Annotated in this window: 13 protein-coding genes; 2 read left to right on the top strand and 11 right to left on the bottom strand. The window is 69.9% G+C overall.

Annotation, left to right across the window (positions count from 1 at the left end; all coding sequences use genetic code 11):
- Positions 1–16 precede the first annotated feature (16 nt).
- A complete protein-coding gene (locus ACH4S7_RS27675) occupies positions 17–835 on the bottom strand; it encodes a dioxygenase (RefSeq protein WP_398524025.1) in 819 nt (272 codons plus the stop codon).
- A 92-nt stretch (positions 836–927) separates the two neighbouring features.
- Here ACH4S7_RS27675 and ACH4S7_RS27670 point away from each other — a divergent pair, with 92 nt between their 5' ends.
- Positions 928–1,443: a MarR family winged helix-turn-helix transcriptional regulator gene (locus tag ACH4S7_RS27670; RefSeq protein WP_398524024.1), complete on the top strand. Its 516-nt coding sequence runs from the start codon at positions 928–930 to the stop codon at positions 1,441–1,443.
- Between the two features lie 218 nt (positions 1,444–1,661).
- Here ACH4S7_RS27670 and ACH4S7_RS27665 read toward each other — a convergent pair whose 3' ends face one another.
- Both ACH4S7_RS27665 and ACH4S7_RS27660 read right to left on the bottom strand, forming a co-directional pair.
- On the bottom strand, positions 1,662–3,185 hold the full coding sequence (locus tag ACH4S7_RS27665) for an MFS transporter (protein ID WP_398524023.1): 1,524 nt from the start codon (positions 3,183–3,185) through the stop codon (positions 1,662–1,664).
- Between the two features lie 110 nt (positions 3,186–3,295).
- Positions 3,296–3,958 (bottom strand): TetR/AcrR family transcriptional regulator, encoded by a 663-nt coding sequence (locus ACH4S7_RS27660; RefSeq protein WP_398524022.1) that lies wholly within the window; start codon positions 3,956–3,958, stop codon positions 3,296–3,298.
- 262 nt (positions 3,959–4,220) lie between these two features.
- On the opposite strand from ACH4S7_RS27660, the gene ACH4S7_RS27655 reads away from it, so the two are divergent.
- Positions 4,221–5,507, top strand: a complete 1,287-nt coding sequence (locus ACH4S7_RS27655) for a M6 family metalloprotease domain-containing protein (RefSeq protein WP_398524021.1) — start codon at positions 4,221–4,223, stop codon at positions 5,505–5,507.
- Positions 5,508–5,849: 342 nt separating this feature from the next.
- Here the strand turns inward: ACH4S7_RS27655 and nuoN are convergent, their stop codons facing one another.
- From nuoN to ACH4S7_RS27615, 8 genes are read right to left on the bottom strand one after another with little or no spacing between them, the layout of a single operon-like run.
- Entirely contained in the window at positions 5,850–7,499 is a 1,650-nt protein-coding gene (nuoN, locus tag ACH4S7_RS27650) for an NADH-quinone oxidoreductase subunit NuoN (RefSeq protein WP_398524020.1), read from the bottom strand.
- Complete coding sequence (locus ACH4S7_RS27645; RefSeq protein WP_398524019.1) at positions 7,496–9,106, bottom strand: NADH-quinone oxidoreductase subunit M; 1,611 nt, start codon at positions 9,104–9,106, stop codon at positions 7,496–7,498. Before ACH4S7_RS27645 ends, nuoN begins: the two co-directional genes overlap by 4 nt.
- Positions 9,107–9,111: 5 nt before the next feature.
- Positions 9,112–11,007 carry an NADH-quinone oxidoreductase subunit L gene (nuoL, locus tag ACH4S7_RS27640; protein WP_398524018.1) on the bottom strand — a complete coding sequence of 632 codons (1,896 nt, stop codon included), beginning with the start codon at positions 11,005–11,007 and terminating at the stop codon, positions 9,112–9,114.
- Positions 11,008–11,021: 14 nt separating this feature from the next.
- Entirely contained in the window at positions 11,022–11,321 is a 300-nt protein-coding gene (gene nuoK, locus ACH4S7_RS27635) for an NADH-quinone oxidoreductase subunit NuoK (RefSeq protein ID WP_398524017.1), read from the bottom strand.
- Entirely contained in the window at positions 11,318–12,256 is a 939-nt protein-coding gene (locus ACH4S7_RS27630; protein WP_398524016.1) for an NADH-quinone oxidoreductase subunit J, read from the bottom strand. Before ACH4S7_RS27630 ends, nuoK begins: the two co-directional genes overlap by 4 nt.
- On the bottom strand, positions 12,253–12,840 hold the full coding sequence (gene nuoI, locus ACH4S7_RS27625) for an NADH-quinone oxidoreductase subunit NuoI (RefSeq protein ID WP_398524015.1): 588 nt from the start codon (positions 12,838–12,840) through the stop codon (positions 12,253–12,255). The genes ACH4S7_RS27630 and nuoI overlap by 4 nt, the downstream gene beginning before the upstream one ends.
- Entirely contained in the window at positions 12,833–14,209 is a 1,377-nt protein-coding gene (gene nuoH, locus ACH4S7_RS27620; protein WP_398524014.1) for an NADH-quinone oxidoreductase subunit NuoH, read from the bottom strand. Before nuoH ends, nuoI begins: the two co-directional genes overlap by 8 nt.
- Entirely contained in the window at positions 14,206–16,710 is a 2,505-nt protein-coding gene (locus tag ACH4S7_RS27615; protein WP_398524013.1) for an NADH-quinone oxidoreductase subunit G, read from the bottom strand. Before ACH4S7_RS27615 ends, nuoH begins: the two co-directional genes overlap by 4 nt.
- Positions 16,711–16,741 lie beyond the last annotated feature (31 nt).

The following is a 16,741-nucleotide window of genomic DNA, read 5'->3' as shown; positions in this document are numbered from 1 at the left end:
AGGAGCTCGAGGAGCCTCAGTGGGCGTTGGCCTGTCCGAACTGCACCGAGCGCTTCGCCAGCCCCATCCAGAAGCCGTCGATCACGCTCCGCCCGCCGTCCAGGTCGTCCCCCGCCGCCCCGAGAGTGACGAAGAGCGGTGCGAAGTGTTCGGTACGGGGGTGGGCGAGCCGGCCGGCCGGGGACTTGTTCTCGAAGTCCAGCAGCGCGTCGACATCGGCGGCGGCCAGCGCCCGCTGTCCCCAGTCGTCGAACTCGGTCGACCAGCCGGGCACACCACTGTGGCGCAGCGCGGCCAGATTGTGGGTGAAGAATCCGCTGCCGACGATCAGCACGCCCTCGTCCCGCAGCGGCGCGAGCCTGCGGCCGATCTCCATCAGCCGCCCCGGATCGAGGGTGGGCATGGAGATCTGGAGTACGGGGATGTCCGCGCCGGGGTACATCTCGACCAGCGGGACGTACGCGCCGTGGTCGAGTCCCCGGTCGGGGATGTCCTGCACGGGCGCCCCGGGGGCGCGCAGCAGCTTCCGTACGGAGTCGGCGAGCAGGGGGGCGCCGGGCGCCTCGTAGCGAACGCCGTAGTAGTGCTCGGGGAAGCCCCAGAAGTCGTACACCAGCGGCAGGGTCTCGGTCGCGCCGATCGCCAGGGGGGCCTCCTCCCAGTGGGCGGAGACCATCAGGATCGCGGTGGGGCGCGGCAGGTCCCCGGCCCAGGCGGCGAGCTGGCCGGGCCAGACCGGGTCGTCGGCGAGTGGTGGGGCGCCGTGGGAGAGGTAGAGGGCGGGCATACGCTCGGGGGACGGGGCCGCGAGCGGGGCGCCGGGGGTGGCGGCCATGGGGACCACTCCATTCTCCTTGAATCTTCAAGCTTTACCGAACAGTAGACCCATTTAGTTCAACTTTCAAGAACAAGTCGTACAGTGGGGTTATGAACACGGCATCCACGGGTGGGGGCAATGGCGCGCCCCGCTGGCTCAACGACGACGAACAGCGCGTCTGGCGCGCCTACCTCCATGCCACCAGGCTCTTCGACGATCATCTCGACCGCCAGTTGCAACGGGACGCCGGGATGCCGCACATCTACTACGGCCTGCTCGTCCAGCTCGCGCAGGCGCCCCGGCGCCGGATGCGGATGACCCAACTGGCCATTGACGCCAAGATCACCCGATCCCGCCTCTCGCACGCCGTCAGCCGGCTGGAGAAGCACGGCTGGGTGCGTCGTGAGGACTGTCCGTCCGACAAGCGCGGCCAGAACGCCATCCTCACCGAGGAGGGCTACGAGGTGCTGCGACGGACGGCCCCCGGGCATGTCGAGGCGGTCCGCCAGGCGATGTTCGACCGGCTGTCGACGGAGCAGGTGGCGCAGCTCGGCGAGATCATGCAGATCGTGGCGGAGGGGCTCCAGCCGCAGGACTCCGGCGCGGACCTGCCCTGGACGCGGTGACCCGGGCGCCCGGCTGAGCCCCGTACGACCGGCGAGGGCCCCCGCCCGGCCCCGTACGGCCGTCGGACGCGCCGGCCCGCCCCGCTACGCCCCGGGAAGCCCGCTCCGCCCCCGTACGACAGAAGAGGGCCCCGCCCGGAGACGATCCGGACGGGGCCCTCTGTCGCGCGCGAACTCGCTGTGCGTCGTGTCCGCGCGAACCGTTCACGCGTCGTGCGTCAGTGCGCGATGACGGGGATCCTGACCTCGTCCTCCGCGCCGTCACCCGACGCCGACGGCGCCCCGGTGTCCGGCTTCCCGGTGTTGATCAGGGTGAACGCGATGGCCGCCGCGACCACCAGGATGCCGACCGCCCACCAGATCGCGGACGTGAAGCCGTGCACCATGCCCTCGAACTGGAGAAGCTGGGGGTTGGTCGCCCCGGCCGCGTTCGAGCTGATGTACGAGGTGGTGGCCGAGGCCGCGATCGTGTTCAGCAGTGCCGTGCCGATCGCGCCGCCCACCTGCTGCGAGGTGTTGACCATCGCCGAGGCCACACCGGAGTCGACCGGGTTGATCCCGTGCGTGGCGAGGGACATCGCCGGCATGAACGCCGTACCCATGCCCAGGCCCAGCAGGAGCTGCGCGGGGGCGATCAGCGTGGTGTAGGAGCTGTCGATCTCCATCTGCGTCAGCAGCAACATGCCGAGCGCCGCGACGACGAAGCCGGGACCCATCAGCATCCGGGGCGGAACCCGGGTCATCAGCCGGGTGCCGATCTGGGTGGAACCGATGATCATGCCGACCACCATCGGCATAAAGGCGAAACCGGTCTTGACCGGCGAGTAGTCCTTGACGATCTGGAGGTAGAAGGTCAGGAACAGGAAGAGGCCGAACATCGAGATGATGGCGAGACCCAGCGACAGGTAGACACCACCGCGGTTCCGCTCCAGCAGCACCCGCAGCGGCAGCAGCGGCGCCTCGACCTTCGCCTCGACGGCGACGAACGCGGCCAGCAGGACGACGGAGATGATGAACATGCCGATCGTCAGACCGTCGCTCCAGCCGGAGTGCTCGGCACGGGTGAAGCCGTAGACGAGCGCCACCAGACCCAGCGTGGAGAGGATGACGCCGGGAATGTCGAGCGCGGAACGGTTGCGCGCGCCCTTCGGCTCGCTGATCACGAAGTACGCGCCGACGGCGGCGATGACCGCGAACGGGATGTTGACGTAGAAGGTCCAGCGCCAGTTCAGGTACTCGGTGAGGAATCCGCCGAGCAGCAGGCCGACCGCGGCGCCACCACCGGCGATGGCACCGTAGATGCCGAACGCCTTGGCGCGCTCCTTGGCGTCGGTGAACATCACCGCGAGCAGGGAGAGCGCGGCGGGCGCGAGCAGCGCGCCGAAGGCGCCCTGGAGGGCCCGGGAGCCCAGCATCATCGCCTCGTTGGTGGCCGCGCCACCGAGCGCGGAGGCGGCGGCGAAGCCGATGAGACCGACCACGAAGGCGCGCTTGCGGCCCCAGAGGTCGGCGATCCGGCCACCGAAGAGCAGCAGTCCACCGAAGGCGAGGGCGTAGGCCGTGATGACCCACTGCCGGTTGCCGTCGGAGATCCCGAGGTCCTGCTGGGCGGTCGGGAGCGCGATGTTCACGATGGTCGAGTCGAGGACGACCATGAGCTGCGCCAGCGCGATGAAGACCAGCGCCTGCCAGCGCTTGGGGTCCGCCTGCGCGGGAAGTGATATGTCAGGTGATTTCGGCATGAATGGAGCCACCTAAGGGTGCGAAAGGGTCACAGAGGTCACAGGGCGCTAGGTCCTGAGGAGTGCCGGGCGCATCGCGTCGGCGTCGGCGCGCCCGGCCGATCGGGGCGTCAGTGGGTCATGGGCGCTCGCAGATCCTCCAGAGTCGCCGCCCTGCCGGGCAGTTCGGAGCGCGCCGGCGCTTCGAGACCGTCCAGGAAGAGTTGCAGATGGCGGTGCACAAAGCGGTCGATGCCCAGGCAGCCGATGCCCGGCAGCGGCCGGCTGAGCTGAGAGAGGGCCACCATCAGATCCCCGACGGCGATGTCGGAGCGCATCCGCCCGGCCGACTGCGCCCGCTCCATGAGGCCCTGAACGGCCCCTTCGAGACGTTCGCGACTGGCGAGCAGATCGGGGTGGTCGATGTCGAAGCCACCGGAGAGCATCGGGCAGAGCGCGCCGATGCGTTCATCGGAGGCCGCGTGGACGAAGCGGCGGACGGCGTCGAAGGTGTCGGCCTCCTCCGCCGCGGCCCGGTCGGCGTGGTCGGTCGTACGAGAGGTGACATAGAGGATGACCTCGCGCAGGAGGACGTTCCGGTCGGGGAAGTGCCGGTAGAGCGTCGCGTTCCCCACGCCCGCCCGCCGCGCGATGTCATCGAGCGGCACGCCCGCCCCGTGCTCCACGAACATCTCGCGGGCGGCCAGCACGATCCGCTCCCGGTTCCGCAGGGCGTCCGCCCGCGGCCGTGAGGCATGGCGTGCGGCACCGTCGGCGCAGGTGGCGCGGCGCATGACTCCACTCCCTCTCATCTCCCCCGGAGTCCCCCTCCGAGGTCCCCCGAACCGGGGAATCGCTCCCCATTTCTGCGGGGACACGAGTTCAAACGGGGAAACGATCCCCGGTTATTTCCGCGTTCGGGGTGACCTGAGTCACAGGGCGTGAGCATCCACGAACGGACCACCCGGCGCGCGCCCGGCCGCCACCCGTCACAGGCTGATCGCACAGAGCGCAGTCAGGGCCCGGCCTGCTGCCGCGGACCCCGAAGGCGGTCGAATGCGGCCCCCACGCCGTCGGATACGCAGGACCACCGGCACCTCACGCCGGATCGGTGGCCTCGCCGCCCTCGCGGCGCTCTCGCTGGCCGCCCTCACCTCGGCGAGCGCCACCCTGCCCGCCGCCACCCGGGCCTCCGCCGGGCCCGTGGCCAGCGCCGACGAAAGCGGTCTGGGGCCGTGCCGGATCCCCACCTCACTGGGCATCCAGATGTCCGAGGGCATACCGACCCCACCGGGGTACTCCCCCTCCACCGGCGAGGTCCGCGCCCTCAATCTGATGATCGACTTCTCTGACGCGGTCGCCGAGGGCCCGGCGCCGGACCGGCTGGCCGAGTTCTTCCCGAAGACCGCGGAGTGGTTCAGGACCAGCTCGTACGGACGTCTCAGCTACCGCCCGCACGCGCCCGTCACCGAGTGGCTGCGGATGCCGCTGCCGTTCGAGGCGTACGGGATAGAGCGCGGCTCCCCGTACGAGCCGGCCTACCGGGGACTCGTACGGGACATCATCACCGTCGCCGACTCCCGGGTGGACTTCAGCGAGTACGACCTGGTGAACATACTGGTCACCCCGAACGCGGGGCCGTCGGCGCTGGACACCGTGCTCTCGGTGACCTTCTCCGGCAATACGGACGCCCCGGTCGCGGACGGCGTACCGCTCGCCAACACGTCCTTCGTCTACAGCCGCCAGGACGACGGCTCGGGGTCGTACGCGGAGACGGGCTACCGGGTCCTGCCGCACGAGAACGGCCATGTCTTCGGGCTGCCCGACCTCTACACCGCCGAGGGCGGCGGTGCCGTCGGCCACTGGGACATCATGTCCGAGGACTGGGGCGCCAACAACGACTTCCTCGGCTGGCACAAGTGGAAACTCGGCTGGCTGGACCCGGAGCAGCTCAGTTGCGCCGCGGCGCCGGGCACCACCGAGTACAAACTCACCCCGCTCGCCACGGCGGGCGGCGCCAAGATGGTGATCGTGCCGCTGACCAAGGACTCCGGGTACGCCGTCGAGGTGCGCACCCCGGCCGGCAACGACGAGGCCATCTGCCGGCCCGGCGTACTGATCTACCGGGTCCAGGGCGATATCGACACCGGACAGGGGCCCGTGACGGTCTCGGACAGCGAGCGGGAGAGCGGCGGCTGCACCCAGCGTGCCAATGTGCACGCGGAGCTGTCGGACGCCCCGTACCGCCCCGGCCAGTCCTTCACGGACAAGAAGAACGGCATCGAGATCGCGGTCGTACGGGAGAAGGACGGCGACCACACGGTCCGGGTCACCCGCTCCTGAGCGGGGCCCGTGGCACCTCCCGGGGCCGATCCTGAGCGGGGCCCCCTGGCGCCGCCCGGGGCCGATCCGGACGGCCACCTCCGCGCGGCGCCCACCGATCCCGCTGTACGGGGCGGAGGCCCGCGTGCCCGGCCCGATCCGGAGGGCGCTCCCCCCGCGCGGCTCACGGGTCCGGAGCCCGAGTTCCAGCGACCGGAGCCCGCGCCCGGGGTCCGGCGCCCGGGGGAGACGCGAAAGGCCCGGCCCCCGTCGTACCGGGAGCCGGACCCCTCCGTACCGCGTCCGGCGCGGCGCCGCGTCGCCTCAGCGCACGAACAACCCCGCCTGACCGGCCAGGTCACCTCAGCGCACGAACACACCCGCCTGACCGGCCAGGTCCAGGAAGTACTGCGGTGCCACACCGAGCACCACCGTCACCACCACACCCATGCCGATCGCCGTCATCGTCATCGCCGAGGGGACCGCGACCGTCGGTCCGTCCGCCTTCGGCTCGCTGAAGAACATCAGCACGATGACCCGGATGTAGAAGAACGCCGCGATGGCCGACGAGATCACACCGATCACCACCAGCGCCCCGGCGCCGCCCTCCGCCGCCGCCTTGAAGACGGCGAACTTCCCGGTGAAGCCCGAGGTCAGCGGAATACCGGCGAAGGCGAGCAGGAACACCGCGAAGACCGCGGCCACCAGGGGCGAGCGGCGTCCGAGCCCCGCCCATTTGGAGAGGTGGGTCGCCTCGCCGCCCGCGTCCCGGACCAGGGTGACCACGGCGAACGCGCCGATCGTGACGAACGAGTACGCGCCCAGGTAGAACAGCACCGACGAGACGCCGTCCGGGGTGACCGCGATGACACCGGCCAGGATGAAGCCCGCGTGCGCGATCGAGGAGTACGCCAGCAGACGCTTGATGTCGGTCTGGGTGATCGCCACGATCGCGCCGCCCAGCATGGTGACGATCGCGATGCCCCACATGATCGGCCGCCAGTCCCAGCGCAGCCCCGGCAGCACCACGTAGAGCAGCCGCAGCAGCGCGCCGAACGCGGCCACCTTCGTGGCCGCGGCCATGAAGCCGGTGATCGGGGTGGGCGCGCCCTGGTAGACGTCGGGCGTCCACATGTGGAACGGGACCGCGCCGACCTTGAAGAGCAGGCCCATCAGGATCAGCGCGCTGCCGATGAGCAGCAGCGCGTCATTGCCCATGGTGTCGGCGAGTGCCGGGTCGATCGTCCGGACGCTGCCGTCCACGACGTCCGCGATCCGGGCGTACGCCACCGAGCCCGCGTATCCGTAGAGCAGGGCGATCCCGAAGAGCAGGAACGCCGACGAGAAGGCGCCCAGCAGGAAGTACTTCACCGCGGCCTCCTGCGACATCAGCCGCTTGCGGCGGGCGAGCGCACAGAGGAGGTAGAGCGGGAGGGAGAAGACCTCCAGCGCGATGAAGAGCGTCAGCAGGTCGTTGGCGGCCGGGAAGACCAGCATTCCGGCGACGGCGAAGAGCGCCAGCGGATACACCTCGGTGGTGGTGAACCCGGCCCGGACGGCGGCCTTCTCGCTGTCGCTGCCGGGCACCGAAGCGGCCTGCGCGACGAAGGAGTCGATGGCCTGGCCGTGCGACTCCGGATCGAGCTTGCGCTCGGCGAAGGTCAGCACGGCCACCATCGACGCCAGCAGGATGGTGCCTTGGAGGAACAGGGTCGGTCCGTCGATCGCGATGGCGCCCATGGCGGCGACATTGACCTTGGTGGTGCCGTAGCCGGCCTCCGCCAGGGCGATGATCGCGGCGAACGAGGCGGCCAGCGCGGTCAGGGCCAGGACGACCTGCGCGCGGTAGCGCACCCGGCGCGGCAGGAACGCCTCCAGCAGCAGTCCGATGATCGCCGCGCCGACGATGATGAGGATCGGCGCGAGCTGGCCGTACTCGATGTCCGGGGCCTTGATCTTGTCGATCGGATCGGCCGCCGTCGTCCACAGGCTGTGGACAGTAGTCGCGCTCACTTGGCCTCCACCTCGGGCCGGGGGTCCTTCTGCTGTACGTCGGACATCGTGTGCTCCACGGCCGGGTTGACGACCTCCGTCAGCGGCTTCGGGAAGACGCCGAGGAGGATCAGCAGCGCGATCAGTGGCGTGATCACCGCTAGCTCGCGTGCCTTGAGGTCGGGCATCGACTTCAACTCGGGCTTCAGCGGGCCGGTCATGGTCCGCTGATAGAGCACGAGGGTGTAGAGCGCGGCCAGCACGATACCGACCGTCGCGATGATCCCGGCCACCGGATAGCGGGCGAACGTGCCCACCAGGACCAGGAACTCACTGACGAACGGCGCCAGTCCCGGCAGCGACAGCGTCGCCAGACCGCCGATCAGGAAGGTGCCGGCGAGCACCGGGGCGACCTTCTGCACTCCGCCGTAGTCCGCGATGAGCCGCGAGCCGCGCCGGGAGATCAGGAAGCCGGCCACCAGCATCAGCGCGGCGGTCGAGATCCCGTGGTTGACCATGTAGAGCGTGGCGCCCGACTGGCCCTGGGAGGTCATCGCGAAGATGCCCAGCACGATGAAGCCGAAGTGGGAGATGGACGCGTAGGCGATCAGCCGCTTGATATCGCGTTGGCCGACCGCGAGCAGCGCCCCGTAGACGATGCTGATCAGCGCCAGCACCAGGATCACCGGGGTCGCCCACTTGGATGCCTCCGGGAAGAGCTGGAGGCAGAAGCGCAGCATCGCGAAGGTGCCGACCTTGTCGACGACGGCGGTGATCAGCACGGCCACCGGCGCGGTCGCCTCGCCCATCGCGTTGGGCAGCCAGGTGTGCAGCGGCCAGAGCGGTGCCTTGATGGCGAAGGCGAAGAAGAAGCCGAGGAACAGCAGCCGTTCGGTGTTGGTCGCCATGTCCAGCTCACCGCTGGCGCGGGCCGCGGCGATCTCGGAGAGCTGGAAGCTCCCCGCGACCACATAGAGCCCGATCACGGCGGCCAGCATGATCAGCCCGCCGACCAGGTTGTAGAGCAGGAACTTGACCGCCGCGTACGAGCGCTGGGCCGCCGCGTGCTGGTCGGTGCCCGCGTGGGCCCGGTCGCCGAAACCGCCGATGAGGAAGTACATCGGGATCAGCATGGCTTCGAAGAGGATGTAGAAGAGGAAGACGTCGGTGGCCTCGAAGGAGAGGATCACCATCGCCTCGACCATCAGGATCAGCGCGAAGAAGCCCTGGGTCGGCCGCCAGCGGCCGGCCGCGACGCTGTCGCCGCCCGGCTTGCTGTCGGACGGGTTGCTGTCGGACGGCTGGGGGTCGGCGTCGTTCCAGCCGGCCAGGATGACGAACGGGATCAGCAGCGCGGTCAACGCGATCAGCGCAACCCCGATGCCGTCCACACCCAGCTCGTACCGGACGCCGAAGTCCTTGATCCAGGCGTGCGACTCGGTGAGCTGGTAGCGGTCGCCACCGGGTTCGAAACGGACGAAGACGAGCGCCGCCAGCACCAGCGTGACCAGCGAGAAGCCCAGGGCAAGCACCTTCGCTGCCGTCCGCCGCGCGGCCGGGACCGCCGCGGTGACGATCGCGCCGATCGCCGGGACCGCCGCGGTAGCCGTAAGGAGCGGGAAGGACATGACAGTTACACCGCCCTCATCAGCAGGGTCGCGGCGATCAGCACCGCCGTACCTCCGAACATCGAGACGGCGTACGTGCGGGCGTAGCCGTTCTGCAGTTTGCGCAACCGGCCCGAGAGCCCGCCGACCGAGGCGGCCGTGCCGTTGACCACGCCGTCGACCAGGGTGTGGTCGACGTAGACCAGGGAGCGGGTGAGGTGCTCGCCGCCGCGGACCAGGACCACGTGGTTGAAGTCGTCCTGGAGGAGATCGCGGCGGGCGGCCCGGGTGAGCAGCGAGCCGCGGGGCGCGGTGACCGGGACCGGCTTGCGCCCGTACATCAGCCAGGCGGCGGCGACGCCGATCAGCAGCACGACCACGGTCGCCGTGGTGACGGTGAGCGCGCTGATCGGGGCGTGTCCGTGGTCCCAGCCGGTGACCGGCTCCAGCCACTTGAGGAAGCGGTCACCGATACCGAAGAACCCGCCCGCGAAGACCGAGCCGAACGCCAAGATGATCATGGGGATCGTCATGGACTTCGGTGATTCGTGCGGATGCGGCTGCCGTCCCTCGGCATCCGGCTGCCAGCGCTTCTCGCCGAAGAAGGTCATCAGCATCACGCGGGTCATATAGAACGCGGTGATCGCCGCGCCCAGCAGGGTGACCGCGCCGAGGATCCACCCCTCGGTGCCGCCCTTGGCGAAGGCGGCCTCGATGATCTTGTCCTTGGAGAAGAAGCCGGAGAGCCCCGGGAAGCCGATGATCGCGAGATAGCCGAGCCCGAAGGTGACGAAGGTGACCGGCATGTACTTCCGCAGGCCGCCGTACTTGCGCATATCGACCTCGTCGTTCATGCCGTGCATGACCGAGCCCGCGCCGAGGAACAGCCCGGCCTTGAAGAAGCCGTGCGTCACCAGGTGCATGATGGCGAAGACATAGCCGATCGGGCCGAGGCCCGCGGCCAGGATCATGTAGCCGATCTGCGACATGGTCGAACCGGCCAGCGCCTTCTTGATGTCGTCCTTGGCGCAACCGACGATGGCTCCGAAGAGCAGGGTGACGGCGCCGACGACCACGACGACCAACTGCGCGTCCGGAGCGGCGTTGAAGATCGCGCCGGAGCGGACGATGAGATAGACGCCCGCGGTGACCATGGTGGCCGCGTGGATCAGGGCCGAGACCGGGGTCGGGCCCTCCATCGCGTCCCCGAGCCAGGACTGCAGCGGCACCTGCGCCGACTTGCCGCAGGCGGCGAGCAGCAGCATCAGCCCGATGGCGGTCAGCTTGCCCTCACTGGTCTCGTCCACGGAGCCGAGGACCGGCCCGAAGGCGAAGGTCCCGAAGGTGGTGAACATCAGCATGATGGCGATGGAGAGGCCGATGTCACCCACGCGGTTGACGAGGAACGCCTTCTTGGCCGCCGTGGCCGCGCTGGGCTTGTGCTGCCAGAAACCGATCAGGAGGTACGAGGCGAGGCCGACGCCCTCCCAGCCGAAGTAGAGCAGCAGGTAGTTGTCGGCGATGACGAGGAGCAGCATCGCCGCGAGGAACAGATTCAGATAGCCGAAGAAGCGGCGGCGCCGCTCGTCGTGCTCCATGTAGCCGATGGAGTAGATGTGGATCAGCGTGCCCACACCGGTGATCAGCAGGACGAAGGTCATCGACAACTGGTCGAGCTGGAAGGCGATATCCGCCTGGAAGCCCTCCACCGGGATCCAGCTGAACAGCTTCTGGTGCAGGGCGCGGTCGTCCGCGCCCCTGCCGAGCATGTCCGCGAACAGCGCCACGCCGACGGCGAAGGAGGCGGCGGCGAGCGCGGTGCCGATCCAGTGGCCGACGCGGTCGAGCCGCCGGCCGCCGCACAGCAGTACCGCCGCTCCGAGCAAGGGCGCCGCGACGAGCAGCGCAATCAGGTTCTCCACGATTCAGCGACCCCTTACAGCTTCATCAGGCTGGCGTCGTCGACCGAGGCCGAGTGGCGGGAGCGGAACAGCGACACGATGATCGCCAGCCCGACCACGACCTCCGCCGCGGCGACGACCATCGTGAAGAAGGCGATGATCTGGCCGTCCAGATTGCCGTGCATCCGGGAGAAGGCGACGAGCGCGAGATTGCAGGCGTTGAGCATCAGCTCGATGCACATGAACACCACGATCGCGTTCCGCCGGATCAGGACACCGGACGCGCCGATGGTGAACAGCAGGGCCGCGAGGTAGAGGTAGTTGACCGGACTCATCGCGTGACCCCCTCTTCGTCCCGGCCCTTGCCGAGGTCGACGCCATCGGCTCCGGAGTCGTCAGCGGACGCGATATCGGCATCGGGGCCGTGGCCCCGGCGCCCTAGGCGGTCCTCCGAACGCTGCTCCAGCGCCTTCAGGTCCTCCAGCGCCTGGATCGACACATCGCGGATCTGGCCGCGGTCGCGGAGCGTCTTGCTGACGGTCAGCTCGGACGGGGTGCCGTCGGGGAGCAGACCGGCGATGTCCACGGCGTTGTGCCGGGCGTAGACGCCCGGGGCGGGCAGCGGCGGGAGCTGCTTGCCCTCGCGCACCCGCTCCTCGGCCATCTCCCGCTGGGTCTTCGCCCGCTCGGTGCGCTCCCGGTGGGTGAGCACCATCGCGCCGACGGCGGCCGTGATCAGCAGCGCGCCGGTGATCTCGAAGGCGAAGACGTACTTGGTGAAGATCAGCGCGGCGAGGCCCTCGATATTGCCGCCGTGCGCGCTGTTGGCCGCGGCCAGTCCGTTGAACTCGTTGAGCGAGGCGTTGCCGATGCCGGCGACGAGCAGCACACCGAAGCCGAGCCCGCAGAGGGCGGCCAGCCAGCGCTGGCCCTTCAGCGTCTCGGTGAGCGAGTCCGCCGCGGTGACACCGACGAGCATCACGACGAAGAGGAAGAGCATCATGATCGCGCCGGTGTAGACGACGATCTGGACGACGCCCAGGAAGTAGGCGCCGTTGGCGAGGTAGAAGACCGCCAGGATGATCATGGTCCCGGCGAGACAGAGCGCGCTGTGCACGGCCCGCCGCATCAGGATGGTGCAGAGCGCGCCGATCACCGCGACGGTGCCGAGCACCCAGAACTGGATGGCCTCACCGGTCGATGTGGTGCTCGCGGCCAGTGAACCGGCGAGGGCGGGGTCGAAGGCGGCGGTCGCGTCGAAGGTGCTCACGCGTCCACCTCCTCGCCCTGCTCCCCCTTGGAGGTGGCGACCTGCCGGACCGTGCCGGGCGCGGCCTCGGTGACCAGCCCCCGGTAGTAGTCCTGGTCGTCCATGCCGGGGAAGATCGCGTGCGGTGAGTCGACCATCCGCTCGTCCAGCCCGGCGAGCAACTGCTCCTTGGTGTAGATGAGGTTCTCGCGGGAGCTGTCGGCCAGCTCGAACTCATTGGTCATCGTCAGCGCCCGGGTGGGGCATGCCTCGATGCAGAGCCCGCAGAGGATGCAGCGCGCGTAGTTGATCTGGTAGACGCGGCCGTACCGCTCACCCGGGGAGTAGCGCTCCTCCTCGGTGTTGTCCGCGCCCTCCACATAGATCGCGTCGGCCGGACAGGCCCAGGCGCACAGCTCGCATCCGATGCACTTCTCCAGTCCGTCCGGATGCCGGTTGAGCTGATGCCGGCCGTGGAAGCGCGGCGCTGTGACCTTCTGTTGCTCCGGGTACTGCTCGGTCAACCGCTTCTTGAACATGGCCTTGAAGGTCACGCCGAAGCCGGCGACCGGATTCTGGAACGAGCTCTCCGATTCGTCAGACACCGTCAGCCTCCTTTCCGTCCCGAGGGCCGTCACTCTCAGTATCTGGGGCACCACTGACAATCAGTTCGCGCTCACGGCGCGGACGCCTGCGCGGAACCGGTGGCAGGGTCTGTCCGGGCAGGGGTGGCACGGGGAATCCGCCCGCCATCGGATCGAAGGCGGGGGGCTCGCCCTGGGCCGCCTCCGTCTCCCGCACGTGTTTCTCGCGGAACATGTCGGCGATGAAGGAGAGCAGCAGCACGGTGATCACCGCGCCCGCGACGTACAGCAGGATCTGCTGGAAGTCGTAGTTCTCGTTCCGCAGCGCCCGTACGGTCGCGACCAGCATCAGCCAGACCAGCGAGACCGGGATGAGCACCTTCCAGCCGAGCTTCATCAGTTGGTCGTAGCGGACCCGTGGCAGGGTGCCGCGCAGCCAGATGAAGAAGAACAGCAGGAGCTGGACCTTGAGGACGAACCAGAGCATCGGCCACCAGCCGTGGTTCGCGCCCTCCCAGAAGGAGGAGACCGGGTAGGGGGCCCGCCAGCCGCCCAGGAAGAGCGTGACCGATACGGCGGAGACGGTGACCATGTTGACGTACTCGGCCAGCATGAACATCGCGAACTTGATCGAGCTGTACTCGGTGTTGAAGCCGCCGACCAGGTCGCCCTCGGACTCGGGCATGTCGAACGGCGCCCGGTTGGTCTCGCCGACCATGGTGACGATGTAGATGATGAAGGAGACCGGCAGCAGGATGATGTACCAGCGGTCGGCCTGCGCCTCCACGATCGCCGAGGTCGACATGGACCCGGAGTAGAGGAAGACGGAGGCGAAGGCGGCGCCCATGGCGATCTCGTACGAGATCATCTGCGCACAGGAGCGGAGCCCGCCGAGCAGCGGGTAGGTCGAACCGGACGACCAGCCGGCGAGCACGATGCCGTAGATCCCGACCGAGGCGATGGCGAGCACGTAGAGCATCGCGATCGGCAGATCGGTGAGCTGCATCGTGGTGCGCTGGCCGAAGATCGAGACCTCGTTGCCGGCCGGCCCGAACGGGATCACGGCGATGGCCATGAAGGCGGGGATGGCGGCGATGATCGGCGCGAGGACGTAGACGACCTTGTCCGCGCGCTTGACGATCACATCCTCCTTCAGCATCAGCTTGATGCCGTCCGCGAGGGACTGGAGGAGGCCCCAGGGGCCGTGTCGGTTGGGGCCGATGCGGAGCTGCATCCAGGCGACGACCTTGCGCTCCCACACGATGGAGAAGAGCACGGTCAGCATCAGGAACGCGAAGCAGAACACGGCCTTGATGGCGACGAGCCACCAGGGGTCGCGGCCGAACATCGAGAGGTCCTCCGCCGCGAGGATCTGCACTTCGGAGATCATGCGCGCACCTCCGGTGCGTCCGTCGCGGGTCCCGGGCCCGCCGGGCCGATCCGGACCAGCTCGCCCGGGTTGGCGCCGGTGTCCGAGGCGACGCCGCCGCCCGCGGAGTTCAGCGGCAGCCACACCACCCGGTCGGGCATCTCGGTCACCTGAAGCGGGAACCGGACGGTGCCGGCCGGTCCGGTGACGGCGATCTCGTCGCCGTCCGTGACGCCGGTGTCGGCCGCGGTCACCGCCGAGAGCCGGGCGACGGCCGCGTGGCGGGTGCCCGCCAGGGCCTTGTCACCGAGCTGGAGCAGCCCCTGGTCGAGCAGGAGCCGGTGCCCGGCGAGCACCGCCTCGCCGTCGCCGGGGCGCGGCACCGGCCGCGAGGTCTCCATCGGCTCGGTGGCCGGGGCGCCGGTCCAGCCGGCGAAGCGGACCAACTCCTTCCGTACGGAGAGGAGATCGGGCAGCCCGAAGTGGACGTCCATCGCGTCCGCGAGCATGTGCAGCACCCGGGCGTCCGGTGGCGCGAGCCGCCGGGTCATCTGTTCGGGTTTGAGCGCGGCCTCGAAGAGACGGGAGCGGCCCTCCCAGTTGAGGAAGGCGCCGGACTTCTCGGCGACGGCCGCGACCGGGAAGACGACGTCCGCCCGGTCGGTGACCTCGCTGGGCCGCAGCTCCAGGGAGACCAGGAAGCCGACGGCGTCCAGTGCCGCGCGCGCCCGCGCCGGGTCGGGCAGGTCGGCGACCTCGACCCCGGCGATGAGCAGTGCGCCCACCTCACCGGTGGCCGCGGCCTCGATGATCTGGCCGGTGTCGCGTCCGTGGGCGGCGGGGAGTTCCCGTACCCGCCAGATCTCGGCGGTCTCCTCGCGGGCCCGCGCGTCGGTGGCGGGGCGGCCACGGGGGAGCAGGGTGGGCAGGGCGCCCGCCTCGACGGCGCCGCGGTCGCCGGCCCGGCGGGGGATCCACACCAGTTGGGCGCCGGTCGCGGTGGCGGCCCGTACGGCGGCGGTGAGACCGCCGGGGACGGCCGCGAGCCGCTCGCCGACCACGATCACCGCGCCCTCGGTGCGCAGCGCGTCGGCGGCCCGGGAGCCGTCGCCGTCGAGCCCGATGGTGCCGCTGAGCGCGTCCAGCCACTCGGTCTCGGTGCCGGGCGCCGCGGGCAGCAGGGTGCCGCCCGCCTTCGTCAGCCCCCGGGTGGCGTGGGTGGCGATGGCGAAGACGCGCATCCCGTGCTTGCGGTGCGCCTTGCGCAGCCGCAGGAAGACGCCGGGGGCCTCCTCCTCGGACTCGAAGCCGACGAGGACGACGGCCGGGGCCTTCTCCAGTGCGGAGTAGGTGACGCCGTCCCGGTTCAGGTCCCGCCCCCGGCCCGCGACCCGGGCGGCCAGGAAGTCGGCCTCCTCGGCGGAGTGGACCCGGGCCCGGAAGTCGATGTCGTTGGTGTCGAGGGCGACCCGGGCGAACTTGGCGTACGCGTAGGCGTCCTCGACGGTGAGCCGGCCACCGGTCAGCACACCGGCTCGGCCCTTGGCCGCGCCCAGTCCCGCGGCGGCGGCGGCCAGCGCCTCGGGCCAGCTCGCCGGTTCGAGTTCCCCCGCCTCATTCCGTACGAGCGGGGTGGTGAGCCGGTCGCGCTGCTGGGCGTAGCGGAAGCCGAAGCGGCCCTTGTCGCAGATCCACTCCTCGTTGACCTCGGGGTCGTCGGCGGCGAGGCGCCGCACGACCTTGCCGCGCCGGTGGTCGGTCCTGGTCGCGCAGCCGCCCGCGCACTGTTCGCAGACGCTGGGCGACGAGACGAGGTCGAAGGGGCGGGAGCGGAACCGGTACGCCGCCGAGGTGAGCGCGCCCACCGGGCAGATCTGGATGGTGTTGCCGGAGAAGTACGACTGGAAGGGGTCGCCCTCGCCGGTGCCGACCTGCTGGAGCGCGCCGCGTTCCAGCAGCTCGATCATCGGGTCGCCGGCGATCTGGTTGGAGAACCGGGTGCAGCGGGCGCAGAGCACGCACCGCTCCCGGTCGAGCAGCACCTGGGTGGAGATGGGCACCGGCTTCTCGAAGGTGCGCTTGCGGCCCTCGAAGCGGGAGTCGGCGCCGCCGTGGGACATCGCCTGGTTCTGGAGCGGGCATTCGCCGCCCTTGTCGCAGACGGGACAGTCCAGCGGATGGTTGATCAGCAGCAGCTCCATCACGCCCTTCTGCGCCTTCTCGGCGACGGGCGAGCTGAGCTGGGACTTGACCACCATGCCGTCGGTGCAGGTGATGGTGCAGGAGGCCATCGGCTTCCGCTGGCCCTCGACCTCGACGATGCACTGGCGGCAGGCGCCGGCCGGGTCGAGGAGGGGGTGGTCGCAGAAGCGCGGGATCTCGATGCCGAGCAGTTCGGCGGCGCGGATGACGAGGGTGCCCTTGGGCACGCTGATCTCGGCGCCGTCGATGGTGAGCGAGACGAGGTCCTCCGGCGGGACGGCGGGGCCGCCGCCGGCCGGGGTGGACGTGGTGACGGTCATGGCCGCACCTCCGCGGGGAACGGGTCGGGCC

The sequence above is a fragment of the Streptomyces sp. NPDC020965 genome (genome assembly GCF_044333555.1).
Taxonomy (GTDB): Bacteria; Actinomycetota; Actinomycetes; order Streptomycetales; family Streptomycetaceae; genus Streptomyces.
The sequence above is the reverse complement of the archived record's forward strand: the minus strand, read 5'-3'. Positions and strand labels throughout refer to the sequence as shown.

Excerpts from the sequence above, each read along its gene's own strand:
- ACH4S7_RS27660 (WP_398524022.1), bottom strand. The coding sequence starts at position 3,958 with ATGCGCCGCGCCACCTGCGCCGACGGTGCCGCACGCCATGCCTCACGG.
- ACH4S7_RS27615 (WP_398524013.1), bottom strand. The coding sequence starts at position 16,710 with ATGACCGTCACCACGTCCACCCCGGCCGGCGGCGGCCCCGCCGTCCCG.
- nuoK (WP_398524017.1), bottom strand. The coding sequence starts at position 11,321 with ATGAGTCCGGTCAACTACCTCTACCTCGCGGCCCTGCTGTTCACCATC.
- ACH4S7_RS27675 (WP_398524025.1), bottom strand. The coding sequence starts at position 835 with ATGGCCGCCACCCCCGGCGCCCCGCTCGCGGCCCCGTCCCCCGAGCGT.
- ACH4S7_RS27665 (WP_398524023.1), bottom strand. The coding sequence starts at position 3,185 with ATGCCGAAATCACCTGACATATCACTTCCCGCGCAGGCGGACCCCAAG.
- ACH4S7_RS27670 (WP_398524024.1), top strand. The coding sequence starts at position 928 with ATGAACACGGCATCCACGGGTGGGGGCAATGGCGCGCCCCGCTGGCTC.
- ACH4S7_RS27655 (WP_398524021.1), top strand. The coding sequence starts at position 4,221 with ATGCGGCCCCCACGCCGTCGGATACGCAGGACCACCGGCACCTCACGC.
- nuoH (WP_398524014.1), bottom strand. The coding sequence starts at position 14,209 with ATGATCTCCGAAGTGCAGATCCTCGCGGCGGAGGACCTCTCGATGTTC.
- ACH4S7_RS27645 (WP_398524019.1), bottom strand. The coding sequence starts at position 9,106 with ATGTCCTTCCCGCTCCTTACGGCTACCGCGGCGGTCCCGGCGATCGGC.